The organism is Xanthomonas sp. NCPPB 3582 (assembly GCF_041475735.2).
GTDB classification, from domain to species: domain Bacteria; phylum Pseudomonadota; class Gammaproteobacteria; order Xanthomonadales; family Xanthomonadaceae; genus Xanthomonas; species Xanthomonas codiaei.
In genome coordinates, this window is sequence record NZ_CM192968.1 from 1,816,890 (window position 1) to 1,841,297 (window position 24,408).

20 protein-coding genes and 1 other RNA gene are annotated in these 24,408 nt (G+C 67.3%); 10 read left to right on the top strand and 11 right to left on the bottom strand.

What is annotated here, in order from left to right:
* The first annotated feature begins 31 nt into the window (after nucleotides 1-31).
* Both ACCQ05_RS07710 and ACCQ05_RS07715 read left to right on the top strand, forming a co-directional pair.
* Nucleotides 32-2,434: a putative bifunctional diguanylate cyclase/phosphodiesterase gene (locus ACCQ05_RS07710; protein WP_372393425.1), complete on the top strand. Its 2,403-nt coding sequence runs from the start codon at nucleotides 32-34 to the stop codon at nucleotides 2,432-2,434.
* A gap of 326 nt (nucleotides 2,435-2,760) precedes the next feature.
* Nucleotides 2,761-3,483 (top strand): pseudouridine synthase, encoded by a 723-nt coding sequence (locus ACCQ05_RS07715; protein ID WP_228962238.1) that lies wholly within the window; start codon nucleotides 2,761-2,763, stop codon nucleotides 3,481-3,483.
* Nucleotides 3,484-3,662: 179 nt separating this feature from the next.
* On the opposite strand, the gene ACCQ05_RS07720 is transcribed toward ACCQ05_RS07715, so the two are convergent.
* Both ACCQ05_RS07720 and ACCQ05_RS07725 read right to left on the bottom strand, forming a co-directional pair.
* Nucleotides 3,663-4,610, bottom strand: a complete 948-nt coding sequence (locus ACCQ05_RS07720; protein ID WP_104540134.1) for a DMT family transporter — start codon at nucleotides 4,608-4,610, stop codon at nucleotides 3,663-3,665.
* Nucleotides 4,611-5,102: 492 nt separating this feature from the next.
* Complete coding sequence (locus tag ACCQ05_RS07725; protein ID WP_372393426.1) at nucleotides 5,103-5,948, bottom strand: DUF72 domain-containing protein; 846 nt, start codon at nucleotides 5,946-5,948, stop codon at nucleotides 5,103-5,105.
* Between the two features lie 293 nt (nucleotides 5,949-6,241).
* Between ACCQ05_RS07725 and rraA the strand changes: the two genes are divergently transcribed.
* From rraA to ACCQ05_RS07745, 4 genes are all read left to right on the top strand, one after another.
* Nucleotides 6,242-6,742 (top strand): ribonuclease E activity regulator RraA, encoded by a 501-nt coding sequence (gene rraA / locus ACCQ05_RS07730; RefSeq protein ID WP_372393427.1) that lies wholly within the window; start codon nucleotides 6,242-6,244, stop codon nucleotides 6,740-6,742.
* Nucleotides 6,743-6,762: 20 nt separating this feature from the next.
* Nucleotides 6,763-8,358 (top strand): serine hydrolase, encoded by a 1,596-nt coding sequence (locus ACCQ05_RS07735; RefSeq protein ID WP_372393428.1) that lies wholly within the window; start codon nucleotides 6,763-6,765, stop codon nucleotides 8,356-8,358.
* 577 nt (nucleotides 8,359-8,935) lie between these two features.
* Entirely contained in the window at nucleotides 8,936-10,201 is a 1,266-nt protein-coding gene (locus ACCQ05_RS07740; protein WP_372393429.1) for a cation:proton antiporter, read from the top strand.
* Between the two features lie 504 nt (nucleotides 10,202-10,705).
* Nucleotides 10,706-12,538, top strand: a complete 1,833-nt coding sequence (locus ACCQ05_RS07745) for an ABC transporter ATP-binding protein (RefSeq protein ID WP_372393430.1) — start codon at nucleotides 10,706-10,708, stop codon at nucleotides 12,536-12,538.
* A 264-nt stretch (nucleotides 12,539-12,802) separates the two neighbouring features.
* On the opposite strand, the gene ACCQ05_RS07750 is transcribed toward ACCQ05_RS07745, so the two are convergent.
* On the bottom strand, nucleotides 12,803-14,611 hold the full coding sequence (locus ACCQ05_RS07750) for a DUF885 domain-containing protein (protein ID WP_372393432.1): 1,809 nt from the start codon (nucleotides 14,609-14,611) through the stop codon (nucleotides 12,803-12,805).
* 227 nt (nucleotides 14,612-14,838) lie between these two features.
* Here ACCQ05_RS07750 and ACCQ05_RS07755 point away from each other — a divergent pair, with 227 nt between their 5' ends.
* Together ACCQ05_RS07755 and ACCQ05_RS07760 are read left to right on the top strand one after the other, a co-directional pair.
* The gene (locus ACCQ05_RS07755) at nucleotides 14,839-15,195 is read left to right on the top strand and encodes a GFA family protein (protein ID WP_372393433.1); all 357 of its coding nucleotides are present in this window, start codon (nucleotides 14,839-14,841) and stop codon (nucleotides 15,193-15,195) included.
* Nucleotides 15,196-15,203: 8 nt separating this feature from the next.
* On the top strand, nucleotides 15,204-15,995 hold the full coding sequence (locus tag ACCQ05_RS07760) for a DUF4349 domain-containing protein (protein WP_372393434.1): 792 nt from the start codon (nucleotides 15,204-15,206) through the stop codon (nucleotides 15,993-15,995).
* Nucleotides 15,996-16,192: 197 nt separating this feature from the next.
* Here ACCQ05_RS07760 and ACCQ05_RS07765 read toward each other — a convergent pair whose 3' ends face one another.
* From ACCQ05_RS07765 to ACCQ05_RS07780, 4 genes are all read right to left on the bottom strand, one after another.
* Nucleotides 16,193-16,486: a hypothetical protein gene (locus ACCQ05_RS07765; RefSeq protein WP_029220654.1), complete on the bottom strand. Its 294-nt coding sequence runs from the start codon at nucleotides 16,484-16,486 to the stop codon at nucleotides 16,193-16,195.
* Nucleotides 16,487-16,564: 78 nt separating this feature from the next.
* Nucleotides 16,565-17,899, bottom strand: coding sequence for a DUF2867 domain-containing protein (locus ACCQ05_RS07770; RefSeq protein ID WP_372393991.1), 1,335 nt, complete (start codon nucleotides 17,897-17,899; stop codon nucleotides 16,565-16,567).
* A gap of 112 nt (nucleotides 17,900-18,011) precedes the next feature.
* Complete coding sequence (locus tag ACCQ05_RS07775) at nucleotides 18,012-18,326, bottom strand: metalloregulator ArsR/SmtB family transcription factor (RefSeq protein ID WP_104540140.1); 315 nt, start codon at nucleotides 18,324-18,326, stop codon at nucleotides 18,012-18,014.
* Nucleotides 18,327-18,606: 280 nt separating this feature from the next.
* Nucleotides 18,607-19,599 (bottom strand): LysR substrate-binding domain-containing protein, encoded by a 993-nt coding sequence (locus tag ACCQ05_RS07780; RefSeq protein WP_104540141.1) that lies wholly within the window; start codon nucleotides 19,597-19,599, stop codon nucleotides 18,607-18,609.
* 171 nt (nucleotides 19,600-19,770) lie between these two features.
* On the opposite strand from ACCQ05_RS07780, the gene ACCQ05_RS07785 reads away from it, so the two are divergent.
* On the top strand, nucleotides 19,771-20,658 hold the full coding sequence (locus tag ACCQ05_RS07785; protein WP_372393435.1) for a DMT family transporter: 888 nt from the start codon (nucleotides 19,771-19,773) through the stop codon (nucleotides 20,656-20,658).
* 67 nt (nucleotides 20,659-20,725) lie between these two features.
* On the opposite strand, the gene ACCQ05_RS07790 is transcribed toward ACCQ05_RS07785, so the two are convergent.
* From ACCQ05_RS07790 to trxA, 4 genes are all read right to left on the bottom strand, one after another.
* A non-coding RNA gene (locus ACCQ05_RS07790) (sX9 sRNA) lies at nucleotides 20,726-20,801 on the bottom strand.
* 163 nt (nucleotides 20,802-20,964) lie between these two features.
* Nucleotides 20,965-21,870, bottom strand: a complete 906-nt coding sequence (locus ACCQ05_RS07795) for a peptidylprolyl isomerase (protein ID WP_372393436.1) — start codon at nucleotides 21,868-21,870, stop codon at nucleotides 20,965-20,967.
* A 172-nt stretch (nucleotides 21,871-22,042) separates the two neighbouring features.
* Nucleotides 22,043-22,492 (bottom strand): DUF4442 domain-containing protein, encoded by a 450-nt coding sequence (locus ACCQ05_RS07800; RefSeq protein WP_372393437.1) that lies wholly within the window; start codon nucleotides 22,490-22,492, stop codon nucleotides 22,043-22,045.
* A 224-nt stretch (nucleotides 22,493-22,716) separates the two neighbouring features.
* On the bottom strand, nucleotides 22,717-23,577 hold the full coding sequence (trxA, locus tag ACCQ05_RS07805; RefSeq protein ID WP_372393438.1) for a thioredoxin: 861 nt from the start codon (nucleotides 23,575-23,577) through the stop codon (nucleotides 22,717-22,719).
* Nucleotides 23,578-23,728: 151 nt separating this feature from the next.
* Here trxA and ACCQ05_RS07810 point away from each other — a divergent pair, with 151 nt between their 5' ends.
* Nucleotides 23,729-24,346, top strand: coding sequence for a DUF998 domain-containing protein (locus tag ACCQ05_RS07810; protein WP_372393439.1), 618 nt, complete (start codon nucleotides 23,729-23,731; stop codon nucleotides 24,344-24,346).
* Nucleotides 24,347-24,408: the final 62 nt, after the last annotated feature.

A 24,408-nucleotide genomic window follows, 5' to 3' on the forward strand; every position in this document is an offset into this window, starting at 1 on the left:
ATCGCACTGGGGCAGTGAAGGACGTATGGCAATGGCACAGTCAGCGCGCAAGAGTGGTGGGCAGACCCTGCACCTGGTCCGCGGCTGGCTGACGTTGCCGCTGGCGCTGCTGATCGGCATGGCGGTGGTCATGGCAGTGGGCTCGGCGCTGGTGATCGAGATCCAGTCCGGCGCAACCGCCTGGATCGTTGGCGAAAGCCAGTGGTCCAAGGCCCAGCAGGAATCGGTCTACTGGCTGGAACGGTACCTGGGCAGCGGCGATCCGGCCGACCTGCAGGCAGCCTGCCGCGCGTTGGAAGTGCCATTGGGCGATCGCTCTGCGCGTATCGCGGTCGAGCAGCCGGTGATCGATTGGGACGCGGTGCATGCCGGCCTGGCCGCTGGCCGCAATGCCCCTGAGGACATGCCGCAGATGGTGCGGCTGTACCGCTATGGTCAGGGCGTACCGTATCTGGGCGAGGCGATTGCGCTGTGGAAGCGCACCGACGCCGACATCCTGCAACTGAGTGCGCTGGCCGACCGTGCCGCCTCGGCGCAGGCCACCGGCAAGCCGGACCCGCGCACGTTGCAGGCGCTGCGCGAGGAGTTGCACCTGCTGGACGCGCGCATGCGCAGCGACGCGGCCGAATTCCTGGTCCTGCTGACCCGTTGCGCGCGCCTGCTGCACGACGTGATGGTGATCTGCAGCCTGGCCACCTTGTTGCTGGTGCTGATCACCTGCGTGCTGGCGATGCGCCGCATCCGCGATTACCTGCTGTCGCACGAGGGCCGCTTTCGCACCGCGTTCCAGCAGGCCGCGCTGGGCATGGTCAAGTTCGACCTGCGCGGCCACGTGCTGGACGCCAATGCGTCGCTGGCCAACATCCTGCGCTACCGCCCGGACGAACTGCGGGGCTGCACGCTGGCGCAGGTGATGCATCCGGACGACATCGTGCTGGATGGCCGCGGCATGCTCGACTGGCCGCGCCTGATGCAATCGGGCGAGCTGCGCTTTCTGCGCGCCGATGGCGGAGTGATGTGGGGCCGCTGGAGCGCCTCGCTGGTGGAGCCTGGCCCGGAAGAGCCCACGCTGGTGCTGGCGGTGATCGAGGATGTCTCGCACGCGCACGAACTGGCCGACGAGGTCGCCTTCCACGCGCGCCACGATGCCTTGACCGGCCTGATCAACCGCCGCGAGATCGAGCGCCGCCTGCTGCGGCTGATCGAGCCGCCGCAATCGCCGCAGCTGTGCCACGCGCTGTGCTTCGTCGACCTGGATCATTTCAAGCTGGTCAACGACACCTTCGGGCATGCGGTCGGCGACAAGTTCCTGTGCCACTTCGCCGATGTCATCACCATGCAGTTGCGTCCCGGCGATTGGCTGGGGCGGCTGGGTGGCGACGAGTTCGCGATCCTGCTGGCCAATACCGACCTGGTGCGGGCGCAAGCGCTGCTGGAGCGCATGCATGGCGTGCTCGGGCAGCCGTGGAGCCACCAGGACGGCCGGCCGCTGACGCCGAGTTGCAGCTTCGGCGTGGTGGAGATCCGCCAGGGCGCCAGCGACGTCAATGCCTTGATGACCGCGGCCGACCTGGCCTGTTTCGCGGCCAAGGAGGAAGGCCGCAACCGCATCCGTTGCCTGGACGAAAACGATCTCGCACTGGCGCGACGTCGTCACGATGGCGGCTGGATCAGCGCCGTGCAGCAGGCCATCGCCGAGGAGCGCCTGCTGCTGTATGCACAGAAGATCCAGGTGCTGAGCGATCCCGCACGGCTGCAGTACGAAGTGCTGGTGCGCATGCGCGCGCGCGACGGGCGGGTGCTGAGTCCAGGCGAATTCCTGCCGGCGGTGGAGCGTTACGGGCTGGGGCGCATGGTCGATGCCTACGTGCTGGAAACCCTGTGCGCGCAACTGGCCGCCAACCCGATGCATGTGGCCACGCTGGACCTGTGCCACGTCAACCTGTCCGCGCAGTCGATCGCGCAGCCGGATTTCCTCGATTTCGTCTGCGCCCTGTTCGAGCGCTATCCCTCGCTGGTGCCCAAGCTGTGCATGGAAATCACCGAAACCGCGGTGATCGGCGACCTGGAACATGCGCAGCGCTTCGTGCAGAGCGTGCGCGCGCGCGGCTGCCATGTGGCGCTGGACGACTTCGGTAGTGGCCTGGCCTCGTTCGGTTATCTCAAGCAGTTCACCGTGGATGTGCTGAAGATCGATTGCGGCTTCGTGCGCAACTACGCACACGATGCGGTGGACCGCGCCGCGGTGCATTCGATCGCCCAGGTCGGCCTGGCGTTGGGCATCGAAGTGGTGGCCGAGGGCGTGGAGTCGGAGTCGGATATTCCCGGCCTGCGCGAAGCGGGGGTGGGTCAGGTACAGGGATTCAGCCTGCATCGCCCGTGTCCGCTGGAAGAGCTGTTCGTGCCGCAGCCACTGCTGATGGTGAATGGCTAGGGCGGGTCATTGCCGTCGCCGGCGGGCGATCCGGCTCTTGAGATGCCGGCAGCGGATGGGTCTGGGGAAAGCCTTTCGCGCCCGGGTGCGCTCCTGCCCGAGGCGGCGGCGCGCGACGCATGGCAGTGAGCACGCAAACCTGCGTAGGAGCGGCCCAGGCCGCGAACGCGTTACCGACAGACGTCCCGACGCGTGCGGTTATCTCGGGAACGCACGCGTTGTTTGGGTAATGCGCCACTGCCGCGCAAGCCGGCACGCATGCAGGAAATGTGCTGGCGCCTGCAGCCGACGGCGCACGGCCACCGGGAATCGCCGATAATCGGCAAATGACCAACCGACTCAACAAACATATCGCCGATACCGGCTTCTGTTCGCGCCGCGAGGCCGACCGCCTGATCGGCGAACGCCGCGTCACCGTCAATGGCGTGGTGGCCGGCACCGGTGCGGTGGTGGGCGAGGACGACACCGTGCTGGTGGACGGCCAGCCGCTGCGCGCGCGCGAGGCCAGGAAACCCGGCGGCCGCAAACACGTCTATATCGCCCTCAACAAGCCGGTGGGCATCACCTGCACCACCGAGAGTTCGGTCAAGGGCAACATCGTGGAATTCGTCGGCCACGAGCAGCGCATCTTCCCGATCGGCCGGCTGGACAAGGATTCCGAAGGGCTGATCCTGATGACCAGCAACGGCAATATCGTCAACGAGATCCTGCGCGCGGAGAACCGCCACCAGAAGGAATACCTGGTGGCAGTGAACAAGCCGGTCACCGACGAGTTTTTGCGCGGCATGGCGCGCGGCGTGCGCATCCACAACGAAACCACCTTGCCGTGCCGCACGGCGCGAATCGCCAAGTTCGGGTTTCGCATCGTGCTGGAGCAGGGCTTGAACCGGCAGATCCGCCTGATGGCCGCCGAGTTCGGCTACCGTGTGACGCAGCTGCGCCGGGTGCGGATCGACAACATCAAGCTGGCCGCGCTCAAGCCCGGGCAATGGCGCAATCTCAGCGACGCCGAATTGCGCGGGCTGCTGCCGCAGCGCACCGATTGGTAAGCGTCCGGCTGGATGAACCGCAACAGCTGCGAGCAGCTGCCCGCTGGTCGCAGGCATGGCCCGGGCGATAGGGCGCCGGCATAGATGTAGGCAGCGCGGAGCAAACCGGGCATGCGCCTGCCGCTGCCGCACGCGTCGTCGTGTCGGCCCCCGGAGTGGCGGGCTGTCGGGGCGCGGACTCAGTCGACGATGTTCTTGGCTTCGGCGGTGCCCAGCAGTTCCGGGTGCACCACCTTGCGCCGCCGTTCCAGCACAGGATGCAGGAACACCGCGCCGAGGATGATCGCCACGCCGAGATAGAACTGCAGGGTCAGCTCGCGCTGCTCGCCCAGCAGCGCGATGGCCAGCACGATGGCATAGACCGGTTCCAGGTTGGTCACCAGCTGCACCGAATACGCGCTCAGATGGCGCAGTGCGACCAGGGCCAGGGCGAATGGCAGCAGGGTGCAGGCCAGCGACAGTGCCAGCAGCAGGATGCCATCGCGCAGGCCGGGAATGACCAGCAGATCGCCATGCAGCGATGGCAGCAGCAACGGCATCGCCGGCGCCAGCAGGGTCAGGGTCAACGTGCCGGCGCCCAGTTCCAGCGCGGTGACGGTAAGTGGGTCGGCATGCGCCACCATGCGCTTGTTGAGCGAACCGAACAGCCCGACGAAGACGGCGGAGACCGCGCCTACCACCACGCCCGCACGCATGCCGTCCGGCACGCCGCCCACCACCAACGCTACGCCGGGCAGCACTGCCAGGCCGAACAGCAATTCGCGCGGGCGGAACGGCCGCTGTGTCACCCAGGGCTCGATCACCGCGGTGAACACCGGCGCCAGCGCGATGCAGGTGGCCGCCACCGAGGCATTGGCCAGCTTGATCGCGCCGTAGAAGGTGAGCCAGTGCAGCGCGACCAGGGCACCGATGCCGCAATAGCCCAGCACCACCTTCCCGGACAGGCCACGCAGCCCGCGCCACACGCGCGGCCACAGCGCCAGCGCCGCGACCACGATCAACATCCGCCACCACACCAGCGGCAACGCCTGCAGCGTGATCAACTTGCCCAGGATCGCGGTGATTCCCCAGAGCAGGACGCAGAAGTGGATTTGCAGTTGCGCCTTGCGCAGGTCGGAGGTGGGCATGCGCCATTGTCGCCGAAAAGCATCGTACCGGCGCCGGGCGGCGCGGCAATCCTGCGGCGACAAGCCCCGCGCACGGAAGCCGCACCGAACCCGCTCTCCTGCCGGGCGAGGAGCTTGCCGCTGCATGGGTCCTGCTGCAGGCGACCTGCTGCAGGCGAACGAAGGACTGCAGCTCTTCCTTCTCCCGCGCGCGGGAGAAGGTGCCCCGCAGGGGCGGATGAGGGGGCGCCTCGCAAAGTTGTCACCGCCTGCGAGATCGAACGCGTCGCTGGGCGCCTCCAGAAATGACACACCCAGTGGCTTGGTCTACTCCCCTACAACCGTGCCGCAATGCCATGGGTTATGCACAGCACAAATCCCCGTAAGCACGCCGCGCGGTCCGCCCGGCAGCAGCGACCACACAGAGCAAGGGCAAGCCGCAGACGCGTGCAGTCATCGCATCCGTCCTCAATCCGCCACGCACCATGGTTAAAAACGGTTGCCGCACGCACGTCAACGAGGTGCCTGATCTGCCGACAGTGACTTCAACAGCGCCATCGCCGCTGCCGGATTGCGCTCCTTCGCCGCACTGATGAAGAACACGAACACCTCGCGCGCCGCACCGCGCGCGTTCGATGGGTCCTGGATGTGCGGCAGATCGTCCGGATCTTCCCCGCGCCGCCAGGCCTGGATGCGTTGGGCCCAGCGTGCGAGCGCAGGCGCGGGGTAACCCGCATGCAGGCGCGCCTGGCTGCGCATCAGTCGTGCGTAGACGAAGTCGGTGGACAGGTCGGCGAAGGAGGGGTATTGGTCCGAATCGGTGAACACGGTCGCGACGCCATGGCCACGCACCAGCGCCAGCAGCGATGCATCCACCGCGTGCGGATCGCGGATTTCCAGCACATGGCGCAGCGTACGATCGCCCGCGCGCCTGGGCAGCAGTGCCAGGAAGGCATCCAGATCGTCGGCCTGCAGGCGATGCCCGTGCTCGAACTGCCATACGAGCGGGCCCAGCGTGTCGCCGAGCTCGACAATCCCGCCGATGAAGTCCTCCACCTGGGCCTTGGTGCCTGCCAGTTTGCGCGACTGGGTGATGCGCCGCGGCGCCTTGGCGGAGAATACGAATCCCGGTGGCACTTCGTCGCGCCATTTCGCATACGTCGCCGGCTTCTGCGCGCCGTAATAGGTGCCGTTGATTTCGATGGCGTTGACCTGGCGGCTGGCGTATTCCAGCTCGCGCCGCTGCACCAACCCTTCCGGATAGAACATGCCGGCGCGCCACGGCGCGTACACCCAGCCGCCGATGCCGACGTGGATGCCCTCCAGGGCGGATGGGGTGGAAGCGAACAGATCGGTCATCGTGGTGGTACTCGCTGGCAGGGATTGCACGATTGCGACGGTGCCGGGCAACCCGGTCGAGGCCGCGGCTCATAGCCTTGCGCATCCGGACTGGATGGGACGTGAGAATGAGGGCACTGGGCGCGATTGTCCGCCTGCCACCGACCGCAGCGGGCGCAACCCTGGTCGCGCCCGCCATGGACGGCGCGCCACCTGGTGCACACGTCACATCGCATCGCGACAGCGCAGGTGCCAGCGTCCGCACGCCGGCGCAGCCGGCTACCATGCCTGCAATGCCGCATGAGACCGTATCGATGACCTGGACCACGCCCGATCTGTGTGACCGTTTTCCGGAAGCGAGCATCGCCGAGCCGCTATTTCGGCACTTTGGTGGGCGCGATGCGTTTTTCGGGCCTATTGCGACAGTGCGCTGCTTCGAAGACAACTCGCGGGTGCGCGAACTGGCAGCCACGCCGGGCGAGGGTCGGGTACTGGTGGTGGACGGCCAGGGCTCGCTGAAACATGCCTTGCTGGGCGACCGGATCGCAGCGCAGGCGGTTGCCAACAGCTGGGCTGGCGTGCTGATCCACGGTTGCGTACGCGACGTCGAAATCCTGGGCAGCTTGGCGTTGGGTGTGCTGGCGCTGGCGGCCTGCCCGCGCCGTACCGAGCGGCGCGACCTCGGTGAGGTGGATGTACCGGTGAATTTCGCCGGGGTGGCGTTCGTGCCGGGGCATTGGCTGTACGCCGATCGCAACGGGGTGCTGGTGACGCCGCTGCCACTGGCGCTGGACAGTGGCGGCGGGCTGCTCTGATCGATCCAGGGGGAGTGGCAATGCGTGTGAACCAATGGCTGACGGGAGGCGTGCTGATGCTGGCGACCCTGGTGACAACGACGCAGGCAGCGGAGCTGCCGGCCGGCATGCAGCAGTTCGATGCGCAGATGGAGCGCGTGCGCAAGCAGTTCGACGTGCCCGGCATTGCGGTAGCCATCGTCAAGGACGGGCAGGTGGTGCTGGAGCGCGGCTATGGCGTGCGCGAGATCGGCAAACCCGAGCCGGTGCAGGCCGACACCTTGTTCGCGATCGCCTCCAACACCAAGGCGTTCACCGCGGCCTCGCTGTCGATCCTGGCCGATGAAGGCAAGCTCTCGCTGGACGACAAGGTCATCGACCACCTGCCGTGGTTCCGCATGTCCGACCCGTACGTCAGTGGAGAAATGCGCATCCGCGATCTGCTGGCGCACCGCAGTGGCCTGGGCCTGGGGGCGGGCGACCTGTTGTTCTGGCCGGCCACCAGCTACACCACAGAAGAAGTGGTGCAACGGCTGGCCAAGGTACCGCTGAAGAGCGGGTTTCGCGATCGCTACGCCTACGACAATATCCTGTACGCGGTGGCGCAGAAGGTCATCGAACAGGTGTCCGGGCAAACCTACGACACATTCCTGCAGCAGCGCATCTTTACGCCGGTGGGCATGCGCGGCACGCGCTTCAATGCCGACCACCTGCAGCCCGGCGACCAGGCCGCGGTGGGGCACGCCAAGTACGACTTCACGCAATTGCGGACCGTGGCGCCGTTGACCTGGTCCAACAACTCCGGTGCCGGCGGCATCTACGCCAGCGCGCACGACATGGCGCTGTGGATGAAGGTGCAACTGGCCGGCGGCGTGTTGCCGGATGGCCAACCGCTGTTCAGTGCCAAGCGGCAGCAGCAGATGTGGTCGATGATCACGCCGATCAACGTCGCCGAGCCGCCTGTGCCCGAACTGGCCGGCGCGCGCCCGAATTTTGCCGGCTATGGCGAGGGGTGGAGCCTGAGCGACTACCGCGGTCATTGGCTGGTGTGGCACACCGGTGGCTGGCCGGGCATGGTGTCGCGGTTGACCCTGGTGCCGGATCGGGCGCTCGGTGTGGTGGTGCTGACCAACCAGGAAGTGGGCGCGGCCTTCAACGCGGTGACGATGCAGGTGCTGGACGCGTTCTTGGAGGTGCCGCCCACCGACTGGATTGCGGCCTATGCGAAGGCGGTGGACAAGGCGGCCGGTGATGCCGACACCAGCTGGAAGCAACACCTGGAGGCACGCGCCGCACGCTCCACGCCGTCCTTGCCGCTGCGCGGCTACGCGGCCACCTATCGCGATCCATGGTACGGCGATGTGGTGATCCGCCAGGATGGCAAGCGGCTGCGCCTGCAGTTCTCCAAGACCGCGCAATTGGTCGGCACGCTGGAGCACTGGCAGCACGACAGCTTCATCGTGCGCTGGGACGACCGCTCCTTGAATGCCGATGCCTTCGTCAATTTCGCGCTGACGCCCGATGGTGCGGTGCGCGAGATGCGCATGGAAGCGATCTCGCCGCTGACCGATTTCAGCTTCGATTTCCAGGACCTGGTGTTGACGCCAGTGCAGGCGAAGGCTGCTGCGCCGCAGTGATCTGGGTGGGATGGACTGCGCACAGGAGAGTCCTGTGCGCGGCAGCTGCACCGTGATCTGCGCCGATGCCTCAACTGCCCGGAATCCGTGGCCGGCCGCTGTATGGCACTGGTAAATGAAACGATTTGCGCAAGCCGTGCCCACGCCGGATCGGGCAGGGCACGGAGCGTGCGGACTGGCGTTGGTGATGGAGATCGCTGGTGCCACGCCGAACCCCGGTTCGACACCGCTATCTGTGCCAGGCCACATTGGTGCATTGGCCTGAGGCCTGTGGCAGCCGACGAACCGGCTGTGCAGCCACCAGGCGGGCGCGGCCGGTGCCGGGAATCGGTATGGACCACGCCCACGCTCCGCTTATGAGCGCGCTGTCCATAACCCGTCTCACCGCTGCTCGCTTGGTGCTGTCGCAATCTCGCGCAGCGGCAGCCAAGCGCTGTGCTTGCGCCCGGGACGGCGAGCGTCCGCATCCGGCAGGGCGCGTGCAACCTGTGCGCACACGCCGCGTCCCCCGTCGGGCTACCGTCCACTGGCTAGGCTCGCTATGATCCGCGCACTTCTCAGGGATGTCGCCCGACGCATGACCACTCCGCAGATGTCGGTGTATTTTTTTCTGCAGGCCGCAGTGATCCTGCTCGTCTGTCGGTTGGTGGGCATGCTGGCCAAGCGGCTGGGACAGCCGCAGGTGGTCGGCGAGATGATCGCCGGCGTGATGCTGGGGCCTTCGTTGTTCGGCCTGATGGCGCCTGCGACGCAGGCGGCGCTGTTTCCCAAGCAGACCATGGACGTGCTGTACGTGTTCGCGCAATTCGGCGTGGGCCTGTACATGTTCCTGGTCGGCACCGATTTTCGTGGCGATCACTTCCGCGCGCGCTACCGCAGCGCGATGAGCGTGTCGCTGGCCGGCATCGCGGTGCCGTTCGCGCTGGCCTTTGCGCTGTGTCCGTGGCTGCTCACCGTGGAAGGCCTGTTCTCCGACAAGGCCAAGCTGATGGAGGCGTCGCTGTTCCTGGGCGCGGCCATTGCGATCACGGCATTTCCCATGCTGGCGCGCATCATCCACGAACGCGGTCTGACCAATAGCCCGCTGGGCACGCTGGCGTTGACCGCCGGTGCGTTCGACGACGCGGCAGCCTGGTGCATCCTGGCCGTGGTGCTGGCCAGCTTCGGCGGCAGCTGGGGGAGCGCGTACCTGGCCATCGGCGGCGGCGTGGCGTACGCGGTGTTCATGCTCTTCGTCGGCCGGCATCTGCTGCGCCGGCTGGCCGACTACGTAGTGCCGGACCAGCCGCTGGGCAACGGCGTGCTGGCGGTGATCCTGATGCTGTTCTGCGTCAGCGCCTGGGCGATGGATGCGATCGGCATCCATGCAGTGTTCGGCGGCTTCCTGCTCGGCGTCTGCCTGCCCAAGGGCGCGCTGACCGAGAAGCTGCGCGAGATGCTGCAGCCGTTCGTGGTGGTGTTGCTGTTGCCGTTGTTCTTCACCTATTCGGGCCTGAAGACCCAGCTCAGCGTGCTGCTGCAGCCGCAGATCATGCTGGCCGGGGTGGCGATCCTGCTTGCCTCGTTCGTGGGCAAGGGCGTGGCCTGCTGGGCCGCGGCGCGTGCCAGCGGCGAGAACAACCGCGACGCGATGGCGATCGGGTCGCTGATGAACGCGCGCGGGTTGATGGAGCTGATCATCATCAACATCGGCCTGCAGGCCGGGGTGATCGAGCAAGGCCTGTTCTCGGTGCTGGTGCTGATGGCGATCCTGTCCACCCTGATGGCAACGCCCTTGTTCAACTGGACCATGCGCCGGCATGCCCACGTGAGCGATGCGGTGCCGAGTCTGCAGGGACGTTGAGTCCGATCCTGCCGCCCGGCCGCACACGCCAGACGTGTGCGGACCCTCCGCATCCGAGTCGCCCCGACGGGCTGCAGAACACGCCCGCGCGCAACGCCGGGCAGGCACCGATGCCGATCCATCGGCTGCAGCTCGCGCAGATGGGCAGCGTGCTGCGCCTGTCCACCACGCATCGAGTGGTGCAGACGGCGATCGATGACCGGGCTGTGCTGCAGATCATCGCCATGCGAGCCATCGACCACTTGTGACAGGAACTGGCAGAGCGCCTGGATGCAGCGCACTCGATGCGAGCGAGATCGATCGATCGCGCGTGCGATCGATCTTGCGGCGACGGGATCGAGCCGTGGATGTCGGTCTACCGGCTCAGCCTGCTCAGGCGGCGTCCCGGATTGCAACACGGTGACCTGGCACCACGCTATCCAGTCGGCAGGACATCGCCCCAGACACTGCGGCGTGACGCCCGATCGGCTAGCCTGACGGCCCGGTAGTAGCGAAGTACGTGCAATGTTCCGCTGGTTCGAATCCCTGATCGATATCTTTCCGCCCATCGAGCGGGAGATGCCGCCACGCAATGTGTGGCGGTTCTATCTGCATTACCTGCGGCCGCTATGGCCGATCCTGCTGGCCACGCTGATCGCCGGGCTGTTGCTGGCGCTGGTGGAAGTGGCGATGTTCGACTTCCTGGGACGCATCGTGGACATGCTCAGCGAGCGTCCGGGGCCGGACTTCTTCCGCCGGCATGCCGGCGAACTGGCGTGGATGGCAGGGATCACCCTGATCGCGCGCCCGTTCTTCACCGGGCTGCACAACCTGCTGGTCAACCAGGCCATCGTGCCCGGCCTGAGCAACCGTTCGCGCTGGCTGATGCACAACTACGTGGTGCGGCAGAGCCTGGGTTTCTTCAACAACGATTTTGCCGGCCGCATCGCCAACCGGGTGATGCAGACCGGCACCTCGTTGCGCGAGTCGGCGGTGCAGATGGTCGATGCGCTCTGGTACATCGTGGTCTATACCGGCAGCGCGTTGTGGCTGTTCGCCCAGGCCGACCCGTGGTTGATGGCGCCACTGCTGATCTGGCTGGTGGTGTATGTCGCGTTGATGGCGTTCTTCGTGCCGCGCATGAAGGCGCGCGCCTGGGTGGCGTCGGACGCGCGTTCCAAGGCGACCGGGCGCATCGTCGATGGCTACACCAATATCTCCACGCTCAAGCTGTTCGCCCACGCCGGCCGCGAAGAAGCCTACGTACGCGATGCCATCGACGAGCTGGCGGTCAAGCACCGCCGGCAGACGCGGGTGACTACCGCGATGGACACCGCCATCGCCATGGCCAACGGCTTCCTGATCGTGGGTACCTGCGCATTGGCGTTGTGGCTGTGGAGCCGTGGCCAGATCAGCGTGGGCGCGATCACCCTGGCCACCGGCCTGGTGATCCGCATCCACAACATGTCCGGCTGGATCATGTGGACGGTCAACGGAATCTTCGAAGATATCGGCAGCGTGCAGGACGGCATGCAGACCATCTCCCAGCCGGTGCAGGTGCAGGACGCGTCCGATGCGGTGCCGCTGCGCGTGACGCAGGGGCAGGTGCGGTTCGAGCAGATCCATTTCCATTACGGCAAGCGCGGCGGGGTGATCGCCGGGCTGGACCTGCAGGTGCGCGCAGGCGAGAAGATCGGCCTGGTAGGGCCCTCCGGCGCCGGCAAGTCCACCCTGGTCAACGTGCTGCTGCGGCTATACGACCTGGAACAGGGACGCATCCTGATCGACGGGCAGGACATCGCGCAGGTCACGCAAGAGAGCTTGCGCGGGCAGATCGGGCTGGTGACGCAGGACACCTCGCTGCTGCATCGCTCGATCCGCGACAACCTGCTGTACGGCCGGCCGCAGGCCAGCGACGCGCAGATCCTGGATGCGGTGCGCAAGGCGCGCGCGGAAGGCTTCATCGAGACACTGGTGGACGGCGAGGGGCGGCGCGGCTTCGATGCGCATGTAGGCGAGCGCGGGGTCAAGCTGTCCGGCGGGCAACGCCAACGCATTGCCATCGCCCGCGTGCTGCTCAAGGACGCACCGATCCTGATCCTGGACGAGGCGACCTCGGCGCTGGATTCGGAAGTGGAAGCGGCGATCCAGGACAGCCTGGACGCACTGATGGGCGACAAGACGGTGATTGCGATCGCGCACCGGCTCTCGACCATCGCACGCATGGACCGATTGGTGGTGATGGACGCCGGACGCATCGTCGAGACCGGCACGCATGCGGAGCTGATCGCGCAGGGCGGGCTGTATGCACGCCTGTGGGCGCGGCAGACCGGTGGATTCGTTGCCGCGGATGCGTGACGGGACGCTGTGTGCGAGAGCCGCGTGACTGGCGAGCGCAGATTCGCAACTCGTCAGAAGGACGTTAGCAACTGCGGCGGCAAGCCCCTCTCCCGACGGGAGAGGGGTTAGGGTGAGGGTACGGGCGAAGCCACTTGGTGTGTCATTTCTGAAGGCGCGTGGCGACGCGTTGGACCTCGCAGGCAGTGACGACTTCGCGAGGCGCCCCTCATCCGCCCCTGCGGGGCACCTTCTCCCGCGTGCGGGAGAAGGAAGAACGATTCATCACTCGATCGGCTGATCCAGCATCAGTTCGCGTGCGAACCGCACCGGCGGCGCGCCGTAAGACAGCATCTTGTCGTGATATTCCTTGAGGTTGAACTTGTCGCCCAGCTTCTCCTGCACCGCCTTGCGCGTATCCAGATGCTCCTGCACGCCGACGAAGTAGGTCGGCAGCTGTGCCGACGACAGCTGCGCGCGCACCCATTTGCCGGCCGCCTCGCTTTCCTGCTGGAAGGTGTCGTGGGTCATCAGGTGCATCGCCTTGTCGCGATCCCAGCCGTCCACATGCACGCCCTGGTCGAGGATGGCATTGGCGATGGTGCGCAGGTAGAACTTCAACTGCACCAGGTGGAACAGCGGGTCGTTATCCAGATAGCCCTGTTCCTGCATCATGCGCTCGGTGTACACCGCCCAGCCCTCGGCGAACATGCCCGAGCGCAGCACCGCGCGCAGCGTGGATGGGAACTTGGCCGAATGCCAGCCCTCCAGGTAATGGCCCGGCGTGCCTTCGTGGATGCTCAGCAGGTGGATCATGCGGGTGTTGTATTCGCGCAGGAACGAGTCGACCTGCTTGTCGTTCCAGTCGTCGGGAATCGGCGACACTGCGTAGAAGGTCCTCAGGTTCTTGTCGAGCGGGCCGGGCGAATCGCAATAGGCCACCGCCACGCCACGTTGGAATTCCGGCATCAGGATGATGTCCACCGGCGAATCGGGCAGCGTCATCAAATCCTTCTGGCGCACGAATTCGGTGGACTGCGCCAGCGCGGCCTTGGCCTGGTCCACCACCTTGTCGCGCGCGGGCTTGTCGGCATAGGCCAGTTCCAGCGCGGCCTCGATCGCGGCCTGCTGCTGCGCGTCGGTCGGCGTTTCGGGCAGCTTGGGAGCGCCGGGCTTGTCCTTGAGCACGCTGCGCGCAATGCCATACATCTCGCCCCGCACGCGCTTGAGTTCGGACTCGGCACGCTGCTTGATGTCGGCACGCGACAGCGACGACAGCAGGGCGAATTTCAGCTTCTGGTCGTACTTTTCCGCGCCGATACGGAAATCGCCCTTGGCGTTGGGCACCAGCACGGTGTCCAGCCAGGTCTGCTGCTCGGCGACTGCCTTCTTCAGGTTGTCGATGGCCGCTTGCGCGCGCGCCGCTTCGATCGGGCCCAGCTGGCTGATGTTGGGCGCGATGAAGGTGTCGACGATGCTGAGGATGCCCTTGTTCTGTTTGGCCACCGTCTCTGCGTGGATCTTCGGCACGCGTGCCGGGTCCAGGTTGGCACGCGCCTGCGCGAAGATGCTGGGAATCTTTTCCATGCGATGCGTGGCCGCGCTCAGGCGCTCGGGCAGCGGTGCGAATTCGCGCGCCATCAGGCCATACAGGGCGCTGCCGGCCAGGCTGTTATAGACCTGCGGGTCCCAGGCCCAGCTCTGCAGCACCTCGGTGTTCCAGATCTCCGATTGCAGCTGGTTGCGCAGGATGGCGGCGTCCACCTGGTTCTCGCGCGACAGCCTGGCGACATCGACCGCGTCCAGTTCGGTCAACAACGTCTTGTTGGCTTCCAGGCTGCGCTGGCGGCCGCCGTCGCTGAGGTCGTCGATCTGAGCGTCGAAGCGGTGGTCGCCAGTCTGCGTGGCCGTGACCGGCGACAACTGCATCCAGGTGTCGAGCGCACGCTTGGACAGCGCGGTGAACCGCGCATCCGGGGTCTGCGCATCCTGCGCGCCGGCAGCCGGGGGAGCGTCGGCGCGCGGGGATTCGGGCTGCTGCTGGCAGGCAGCGAGGCCGGCAAGCAGGGCTAGGACAAGCAGGCGTTGACGCATCGTGGATCCTGGATGAGAGCAAACCGCCAGCATAGGCATCTGTGCGCCCGTTCGCATCCGCCATTGGTTTAGAGTGGCCGGCGAGCGGTCTCCGACCCGATCAGGCGGGCGCGACCGCACGCTGGTGCCGGGACGGCGCTGTCGCTGGCCGCACGCAGGGCCGGAGGCGCATCGGCAACGGTCCATGAGTCACGCCCGACTCGCACTGTTTTCCAAGGAGGAAACCCATGCAGTACGCCGGCAGCTGTCATTGCGGACGCATCGCGTTCGAGCTCGAGACCGATGCGCCGATCACCGAAGTCTACGATTGCAACTGCTCGTTGTGCCGCCGTCGCGGCGGGCTGCTGTGGTTTGGCGCACGCTCGCAGCTGCAGCTGCAAACGGCCGCGCAGGAGATGGGCAGCTACCGCTTCAATCGGCAGCATATCGCCCATCATTACTGCATGGACTGCGGCATTGCGCCGTTCAGCGAGGGCGCCAATCCCAACACCGGGGAAGCCAATATCGCCGTCAACGTGCGCTGCATTCCCGACCTGGATCTGTCTACGCTGAGCGTGCAGAAGGTCGATGGAGCGCGCCTGTGAGGCCCGGCATGCCGCGTTACGCGGCGCTATTGCTGATCGGGTGGATGGTGGCGGGCTGTGCGCGGCCGCAGGGCGAGATGGCTGCGGACGGCGGCGCCGCAGCACCGCCGGCGCCGGTTCCATCCGGTGCGTCATTGGCCTACGAACACGATGTCCGCATCGAACTGCCTGTCGATCAGATCGGCGAGCGCATCGCCGCGGTGCGTAGCGCCTGCCAGAGCGCGCAATACGGCAGCTGCGCATTGCTGGCGGTGGAACAGAATGGCGGGCGCACTCCTGGCGGCAGCGTCAGCGTGCGGCTGGTGCCCGAGGGCGTCGAGCCGATGGTGCAACTGGCTGGCCAGCAGGGCGATGTGGCCGCGCGCAGCACGCGCGCCGAGGATCTGGCCGAGCAGATCGCCGATACCGGCCTGGCGCAGGCGCGGTTGCAGAAGGAACATGCGCGCCTGCTGGAGTTGCAGCAACGCCGCGATCTGGCGGTGGGTGACCTGCTGGCGGTATCCAAGCGCCTGGCCGACATCGAGGCCGAGGCGCAACAGACCCAGCAGGAAGCCGCGCAACAGCAACGTCGCGTGCGCACCCTGTTGCTGACCCTGCACTTCAGCAGTACCGGGGGCGAACAGGGCAGGGGTGAGATCGCCGAGGCGGCAGCCGAGTTCGGCCAGGTGTTCGCGGCCAGCGTGGCGTTCGTGATTCGCGCGGTGGCGGCGCTGCTGCCGGTGGGCGTGGTCGCCGCAGTGGCCGGCTGGCTGGCGCTGCAGGCCTGGCGCTGGCGTCAACGGCGTCGCAGGATGTCGTAAACACCCGCGGGGCGATCTGCAACGCCACCGAGAGGGCGCCTGCGCATCGGCGCCATGCAGGGCCGCTGCGACGATACCGGGCGTTTCAAGCGAATGCGCCGCCTGCACCCTGCAGGCGGCGCGAGGCAAGCGCGATCGAAGTCGCTATCGCATGCGGCACGGCGACGCGCGCATGCGGCGATGGCCAGGTGCAGTGCTCAGCCTTCGTCGTACTCGTATTCGACAAACACATCCAGTTGCAGCGCCAGCTCCTGCACTGCGTCGCGCACCTTCTGCGCGGTGGCTTCGTTGCCGGCATCCACTTCGAACTCGTGGCTGCCCGGACCTTCGTCGTCCGACAGGCCGGCCGAGCTGGAATCGTCGTCGTCCAGGTGCGGCATCAGGTCGTCGACCTCTTCCACGTGCTCGATGCCTTCGATGCTCTGCAGCAGGTTGGCGATGGCGCGCGCGTCGTCGTCGGTACCGGTGATACGCAGGCGAAGAGTGGGCATGGACGTGTCCTGGGGATTGGGGACCCCAAGCCTAGGCAGCGCCAGGACAAAACGAGGTGATGGCGCCGCCGTCTCCGTTCACGGCGAATGCGCCAGCCAGGCATCGCTTGCCGCCTGTTCTGCATGCAGCAGGCGCTGCGCTGCGGCGCGCAGCATGCTCGGCACGATGTAGTGGTGATGCACGTGATGGATGGACGCCATGTACATGCGTCCCAGCCAGTTGCGGCAGCTGACCTGGGTGGCCATGGTCAGTGCGATGCGATGCTCGCCGATGCGGCGCAACCCGATCGAGGAACGAAAGCGCAGGTGCTTGTCGTCGGCACCGAGGACGACCTGGACCTGCTGCCCATCGGCATCGCTGCGTTGCGCCAGCACCGGAAAGCGCCCGGCAAACCGCTGCGTTGCAGACCGATCGAGCAAGGACGACACCGGGCAGCCCAGGCGCGAGGTACGCAGCCCCAGCGGCTTGACCATCAGGTTGCGCAGCCGCATCAACCCGCTCACCCCGCTGGGCGGCTGATCCACGAACGCCTGCAGCAGATCGCAGAGCACGCCCTGCAGGCTGTCGCTGCGCAACCGGCGCGTGTCCAGCTGCAGCTGGTGGCTGTCTTCGAAATGCACGGCGCTGCCCAACTGGCCGTGCAGCAACGCATCGGCAGGCAGGCTTGGCAGCGGACGGATCGGCGGTATGCCCAGACGGGTAGCCACGAAGCCCGGCCCAGGAGCGTGCGGCAAGGCCTGCCGCAGCCGGCCGCTCCAACGGCGCACGCGGCTGCAGGCGCGTTGTTTCCAGCTTTCCGGCCTGACATGCAGCGACAGCGACACGGTGGGAATATCGCTGTCAGCAGGCGGCGCAGCCTGCAGCAGTGCCGTCACCGAGGCCGGCAGCAGTTCGGTGAGGCTGGCGATGGTGGCCTGGCCCTGGCTGACCAATGCCTGCTGCGCGTCGCTCAGCGCGCCGCCGGTTTCGTCCGGGTGGCAGGACAACGCAAAGAAGGCCGAATGCGCGGCATCGCCCTGCGCCGGTGCGAACTGATGCCAGGTGCCGCCGCCGAAGCGCACGGTGAACAGGCTGTCGCCGGGCAGGTTCACATGACGCAACGCGCGGATGAACGCATGCGGGTCGGCTTGGATCTGCTGCGGCGAGGCGGTGGAAAAGCGCAGCTGCGCACCGCCGCTTCCGGTGATGGCGGTGAATACGCGGTTGCCGGCGTGGCAGTGGAACGGGTGTCCGTGCGGGCCCACCGAAAACGAGAACAACGAGGTGGGGTCGCCATGACGCAGGTCCGGTGCCGACAACTGCGCGGAGGGTTCGTCCAGCGCGTCGTGATGCGCCGGGTGCTGCCGCTGCCGTTCTACCGTCTGCGCGATCAGGCTGTCGCCTGCGCCGGGATCGAGCTGGGCGATCAGCATCACTTCCACCGGCCGGCCGCCGCTGTACGAGGGCAGCGCGACGCGCGGAAAACTGCGGTCGGAAACAATCCGTTGGTGGTCCATGGCAACTCCTTGCGGCGGGAGGCGGGCGTCAGCTGGATTTCTTGGCCAATCGGCGCGATTCGCGCTGCAGCGGGCCGGCGACCGGGCAAACCTCGAAGGCAAACCCGCTGAGCGTATTGACCATGTTGTCCGGGGTCAGCCGGTACACCACGAACTGCCCGCGCCGCTCGCTGCTGACCAGGCCGGCCGCCAACAGCACCGACAGGTGGCGCGAGATGGCCGGGGCGCTCATCGCAAAACGTTCGCCGATCTGACCGGCGGTCAGTTCCTGCGCGGACAGGTAGGCCAGGATTTCCCGGCGCGGGCGCGAGGCGAGGGCTTCGAAGATGCGGTCGGCGGACATGGTTGTGCTTAGACAATTAACGAATTAGCTAATTAATGGTCTTGATGGGTGCGGCTGTCAAGCGATTTCTCCTCGGCCTGCTGCCAGACTTTCTGAAAGCCCCTTGCAGCGCGATTCTCTTGCAAAGCCCCTCTCCCCACGGGGCGAGAAGGCACAGCTTGCGCGCCACTGGCGCGCGTGCCTTGGAGCGCCTGCGCCGCAAGCGCGGGCCGGGGCGCGGAGCGGGGGTTGGGGTGAGGGTACGGACGAAGCCACACGCCTACCCTGACTCCACCAGGCTTCAATCCGCTGCCGATGCCTTGCGCGAATTCCGACGCCCCCGCAGTTCCCGCACGCTTTCGCTCGGCGGCAAGGTCACCAGTTCGGCGGGCAGCGCCGGCATCGGCGTGCGCTCGTCCAGGGCTTCGCGCTTGAGCCAGTCGATGAACACCGCGGCCGCGGGGCTGGGCTCGCGATGGCTGGGATGCACGATGTAGTAGGCATAGCGCGCCTTGAGCGTGGGCCCGGGCAGGCGCACCAGCTCATAGCGCTGCAGATAGGGCTGGGCGATGTGCTTGCGCGCCAGGACCGCGCCCAGGCCGTAGACGGCGGCACGCATGGCATCGGTGCTGTCGTTGAAGGTGTGCATCGGCGGCAGCGTGGTGCCGCGCACCTGCGCGGCGCGGAACCAGTCGCGCCAGCCCTGCGGGGACATGTCGCTCAGTAGCGGCAACTGCGCGATCTGCGCGGCGGTACGCAGCGCGGCCACTTCCGGCAGCGATGGCGATGCCACCGGAAACAGCTCGTCGTCCATCAGGTGATGCGAGGTCAGGCCCGGCCAGGCGCCCTGTCCGTAGCGAATGCCCAACTCGGGGCCGCCTTCTTCGAAACGGGAGAACGCCGGGTCCGACTGCAGGTCCAGGCGGATATGCGGATGCGCGCGGCAGAAGCGCGGCAACCGCGGCAGCAACCAGCAATACGACAGCGAGCGCAGCGTGGTCACGCGCAGCGGAATGGCGTCTTCGCGCGGATGCAGGTTGCCGGCCACCGCCGCGATCTCGGCCAGTGCGGCGGAGGCGGCATCGGCCAGCTGGCGCCCCTCGGCGGTGAGCTTGACCCCGCGCGGCAGCCGCTGGAACAGGGTGACGCCCAGCAGCGCCTCGAGCTTGCGCACATGGTGGCTGACCGCGCTGGCGGTCAGGTGCAGCTCTTCGGCCGCGTGCGCGAAATTCTGGTGGCGGGCGGCGGCGGCGAACACGCCCAACGCGGGCAACAAGGTGGGGCGCAGATTCATCGCAGACATGAGTCAGATTTGTGGCTGACTGCGATACTACGCGCTTGTCGCGCCTGCGGCCGCAGCCGATGCTGCACCTTCCCATCGCGACGATCGTGCCATGCCTGCGTACCTGCCGGATGTTGTCCCTTGCCTTTGCAGCAAATCACGGCATGCCACCGGAGCGCGGCGATGAGCGCGCAGCCGTCGATGCAGCCGGCCGTCGCTGCGCGTGACTGGCGCACTCCGCTGGAGCTGACGTTCCTGGGGGTGGTGTGGGGGTGCTCGTTCCTGTTCATGCGCGTGGCCGCACCCAGGTTCGGCACGGTGGTGCTGGTGGAAATTCGCCTGGCGCTGGGCGCGCTGGTGCTGCTGCCGTTCCTGTGGCTGGCGCGCGGACGCTTCCCGCTGCATCGGTGGCCGATGCTGGCCGCCATCGGTGTGTTGAACTCTGCACTGCCGTTTCTGTTGTTCGCCTGGGGCGCGCAGCACGCGCCCGCCGCCATCGGTGCGATCTGCAATGCGATGACGGTGTTGTTCACCGCGCTGATCGCGTTCCTGTTCTTTGGCGAGAAGATCGGCACGCGCCGCGCGCTGGCCTTGCTGGTGGGCTTTATCGGCGTGCTGGTGCTCGCCACCGGCAAGTCGGCCGGCCTGAGCGTGGGCCCGGCCGCACTGGCCGGTGCGACGGCCTCGCTGTTGTACGGCATCGGCTACAACCTGGTGAAGCGCCACATGGGCGACCTGCCACCGGCGGCATCGGCGGCCTCCACGCTGGGCTGCAGTGCGTTGCTGCTGGCACCGTTGGCCTGGTGGCAGTGGCCGACCACACCGGTGCCGGCAGTGGCCTGGGCCTGCGCGACCGCGTTGGGCGTGGTCTGCACCGGGTTGGCATTCCTGATGTATTACCGCCTGATCCAGCGCATCGGCCCGGCGCGTGCATCCACCGTGACCTACCTGGTGCCGGTGTTCGGCGCGCTGCTGGCGTGGTCGCTGCTGGGCGAACCGCTGACCTGGACCATGCTGGTCGCCGCAGTGCTGATCCTGGGCAGCGTCGCCTTCAGCCAGCGCGCCCGTTGATAACAGCGAACAAGGCCCGCGCGCGCGGCACTCGGTACCCGCTGGGGAGAGGACCAATCGCCACTGCGGCTCCGAAAGCGTGGCGAGCAGTCATCAGGCGAGTGCAGGCGTCGCGGAGGAATCGGAGTGTGCGAGTGGTACATGCCAATTCCGAGCACCGGCCGCGCAGTAGTCTGTTAGCCGCTCCAAACCGTACATACCCGCCTGACGACGGCTCGCGACCTCTCTGAACCGCGCCAAGCCACGCGCCGCCGCGTTCATGAATCTCCAATCCCCAATCCCGACTCCCGACTCCCGACTCCCGATTCACCCAGCAGGCGGCGTCCGCACCGGCAGCGGCACGTTACACAGATCGATATGCCCGGCGGGGCGCTTGTAGAAATCGTCTTTGCGGTTGCGGCGCGCCTCGGCCACCTCGCGGAAGGTGGGGCTGTCGGTACGCAACAGCTGCAGCGGCGTGCGTTCGGGTGCCGGCACTTCGCTGGCCAGGCGGATCGCGCGGATCGGCGAGCGTTGCGCCGCATCTGCATAGAAGCCCATCGGGTCCGGCCCACGCGGGATCACGCTCAGCAACTCCATGCCCTTGACCACGCGGCCGACCACGGTGATGTTGCGATCCAGCTGGCGCGGCGACTGCCCGGTGACCACATACAGTTCGGCACCGATGCTGCTGTCTTCGTCGTTGTTGCGTCCCGCGCCCAGGGTGCCGTAGCAATGCGCCAGCCAGGTCTTGCCGCTGGCGGGGTCGCGCCCGACCGGGAAGCCGTCGACGAAGCCGACCTGCGGTGCCCAGCCATCGCTGTCGGGCAGGCGCTGAAACTCCAGGCCCTGCGAAGCGCGTTCGAACTCGGCCGGCAGATGCGTCCTGGCCGATCCGAGCGATTTGGCCTTGCCCGGGGTCTCGCCGTCCGGGTCGCCGAACTGCACCACGAAATTGTCCTGCGAGCGATAGATGCTCAGCCCGTCCCAGAAACGCTCATGCGCCAGCGTGCGGATATTGGCGACATGCTGGGGTGCGAACTGCGGCGCCAGCTCGATGATCACCCGCCCGCTGTCCAGTTCCAGGTACAGGGTGCGCTCGGGATCGAGCACGCGCCATGCGCTGGCCGGCGAACTGTCCAGTATCTGTTGCGGGCTGCGATAGGCCGCGTCGGCGGCGGCAGGCAGGAGCAGGGCGAGCAGACAGGCAGAAGCAGCGGTGCGCAGCGGCATGAAGGCGACCAGTCGGGAAGATGCGCGATTCTTGACCAATGCGCGCAAGGACGCAAAGCGCGGTTTCGCAGCGTGCGCCATCGGCGGCATGCGCACAGCGGACGCCGGTCCAGGCGTGCCTGTCTGCGGCGGTGTCGGGTTCCGCGCCACGCTGGCGCTGCAACTGTATCGGTCAGCGCGCCGGCTTGCGTTTGACGTAGAGCTGCTTGCGCACGCGTGCCACGACTTCGCCATCGCGGTTGTGCACCTCGTTCTCGAACCAGCGCAGGTGCTTCTCGCCGCCGGCGGTGGCCTCGCGCAGCTCGCTCAGCAGGCTGTCGTCGATCACGAAGTCCGCGCTCACCGTGCCGCGGCCGGGTTTGACGAAATCGATGCTGCCGGCCTTGTCCCAGACGTAGTAGTCGCGGCCCAGGTTCTGCATCACCAGCAGCATCCAGAACGGATCGGTCATGGCGAACAGGCTGCCGCCGAAATGGGTGCCGACGTAGTTGCGGTTCCAGGGCCGCTGCCGCAGTTCCACCCGTGCGAAGCGATAGTCGGCCGAAAGCACGGTGACGTGGATGCCGGCGAACAGGTACGGCGGCCAGAGGTTGATACCGAGCTTGAACAGTGGGGCGCGCATGCGGGCCGGAATCCGTGGCGGGGCGGGATGCGCAGCATAACATTCGCATGCGTATGGTGGGCCGGCCGCCAGGGGGCGTAGGAGCGGCCCGGGCAGCGACAGCGCGTTACCACGGATGCGTCGTCACGACCGCGCGTGTCGCGTCGCGGCCGGGGCCGCTCCTACCCATGCAGGAGGTGGCGTGTGCCCGGACCCGCGATCGACACGCTGCAGTGCCCGTGGCGTCAGAACACCAATGCCGACATCTTGCGGCGATAGCGGCCTACCAGGTCTTCGTCCTCGATCACGCGGAACGCGTCGATCAGGCTGCGGCGCGGCAGGTTGTCGTCGAAGCTGCGGTCCTGGCGCAGCATCTCCAGGAACTGTTCCAGCGCCGCTTCGTCGTTGCCGTCGAGCAGATGGCGCACGCCCAGCAGGTGACGTGCGCGCAGGTCGGCGCCGTTGGCATCCACGCTGGCCTGCAGTGCGCCCGCGTCCGGCGCATCCTTGAGCACGTTGGCGAAGCCCAGCCGGGCCTTGGCGCGCACCGCGCGGTCGTCGGTGGCCAGATTGGCGGGCAGCGCATCGATCAGCTGTTCGGCCTCGGCGGTATCGCCGGTCTTGAGCAAGGCCAATGCCAGGTCCAGCTTGAGTTCGTCCTTGTCCGGCTCGGCGGCGATCGCCTCGCGCAGCGCGGCGGCCTGCGCCTGCGGGTCCAGCGGTGCCGCGGGCGGCAGCGCTTCGGCAATCTGCGGCTTGGCCGGCAGCACGCCGTGCTGGGTCAGGAATTCGCGGATCTGGCCCTCGGGCATCGCGCCCGGGAAGCCGTCCACCAGCTCGCCGCCCTTGACCAGGAATACCGTTGGCACCGAGCGGATCTGGAAGGCGGCGGCGATCTGCTGCTCCTTGTCCACATCGACCTTGGCCAGCTCGAAGGCGCCGTGGTAGTCGGCGGCCAGCTTCTCCAGGATCGGCGTCAGGGTCTTGCATGGCCCGCACCAGGTGGCCCAGAAGTCCACCAGCACCGGTGTCGTCAACGATTTCTGCAGGACCTCGGTCTCGAAGGTGTCGGTGGTGACATCGAATACATGCGGTTTGTCGGACATGGGTTTCCTGGAAGGTGAGAACGCGACAGTGGACCGTAATGGTGGCAAACCCGGCCGACACAAGGCCGGGGCGGGGGGTTCACGCCACGCCCGCCCGGCCCGACAATGCCGCGTCCTGGTGGCGCACGGCGCCCCGATGCGGAGCAGCACAATGGGAAGTACCGACGGCGCGCAGCGCTACCTGGGCCTGGTCGCGGCGAGCGTGTTCGTGCTGGCGGTCGCCGGTTTCGGCGCCACGTTGCCCGGCTATCTGCAGGCCAGCCACCCGGTCGCGTTGCTGGGCGCCGCGGGGGTGCCGCATGCCCTGGGCTTCAACCTGCTGGCCTTCGTGCTGGTCGGCGCGCTGGGCATGGTGACGGGGGTCAGCCTGTTGGCGCGCATGCCGCCCAGGGCCGGCTGGGGCCAGCGCGTTGGCGGACAGCTGGTGGTGTTGGCTGGCCTGGCCTTCCTCGGCATGGGCATGTTGCCGCTGGATCCCACCGACCTGGATGGCCGCGCCAGCCAGGCGCATGCCACCGCCTGGCTGCTGTGGGCGGTGGCCTTCGTGCCGGCCATGCTGCTGATCGCCGCCGCGCTGCTCAACGCCCCCGGCACCCGTGGCCTGGCCTGGCTCAGCCTGGCCGCCGGCCTGCTGGTGGCGGTGCTGGCATTCGGCCCGCCCGGGCTGCTGCGGCAGGCCATCGCCCAGCGCCTGGCCTTCCTGGCCTGGGTCGGCTGGCTGGCGGCGGCGGCGTGGAGTTGGCCGGCCAAGTCGCCCGCGCTGCGGTAACGGTTTGGAGCACCTGCTGCACTGCGGTACCCTGTACCGCTTTGCACCGCCCGAGCATCCGC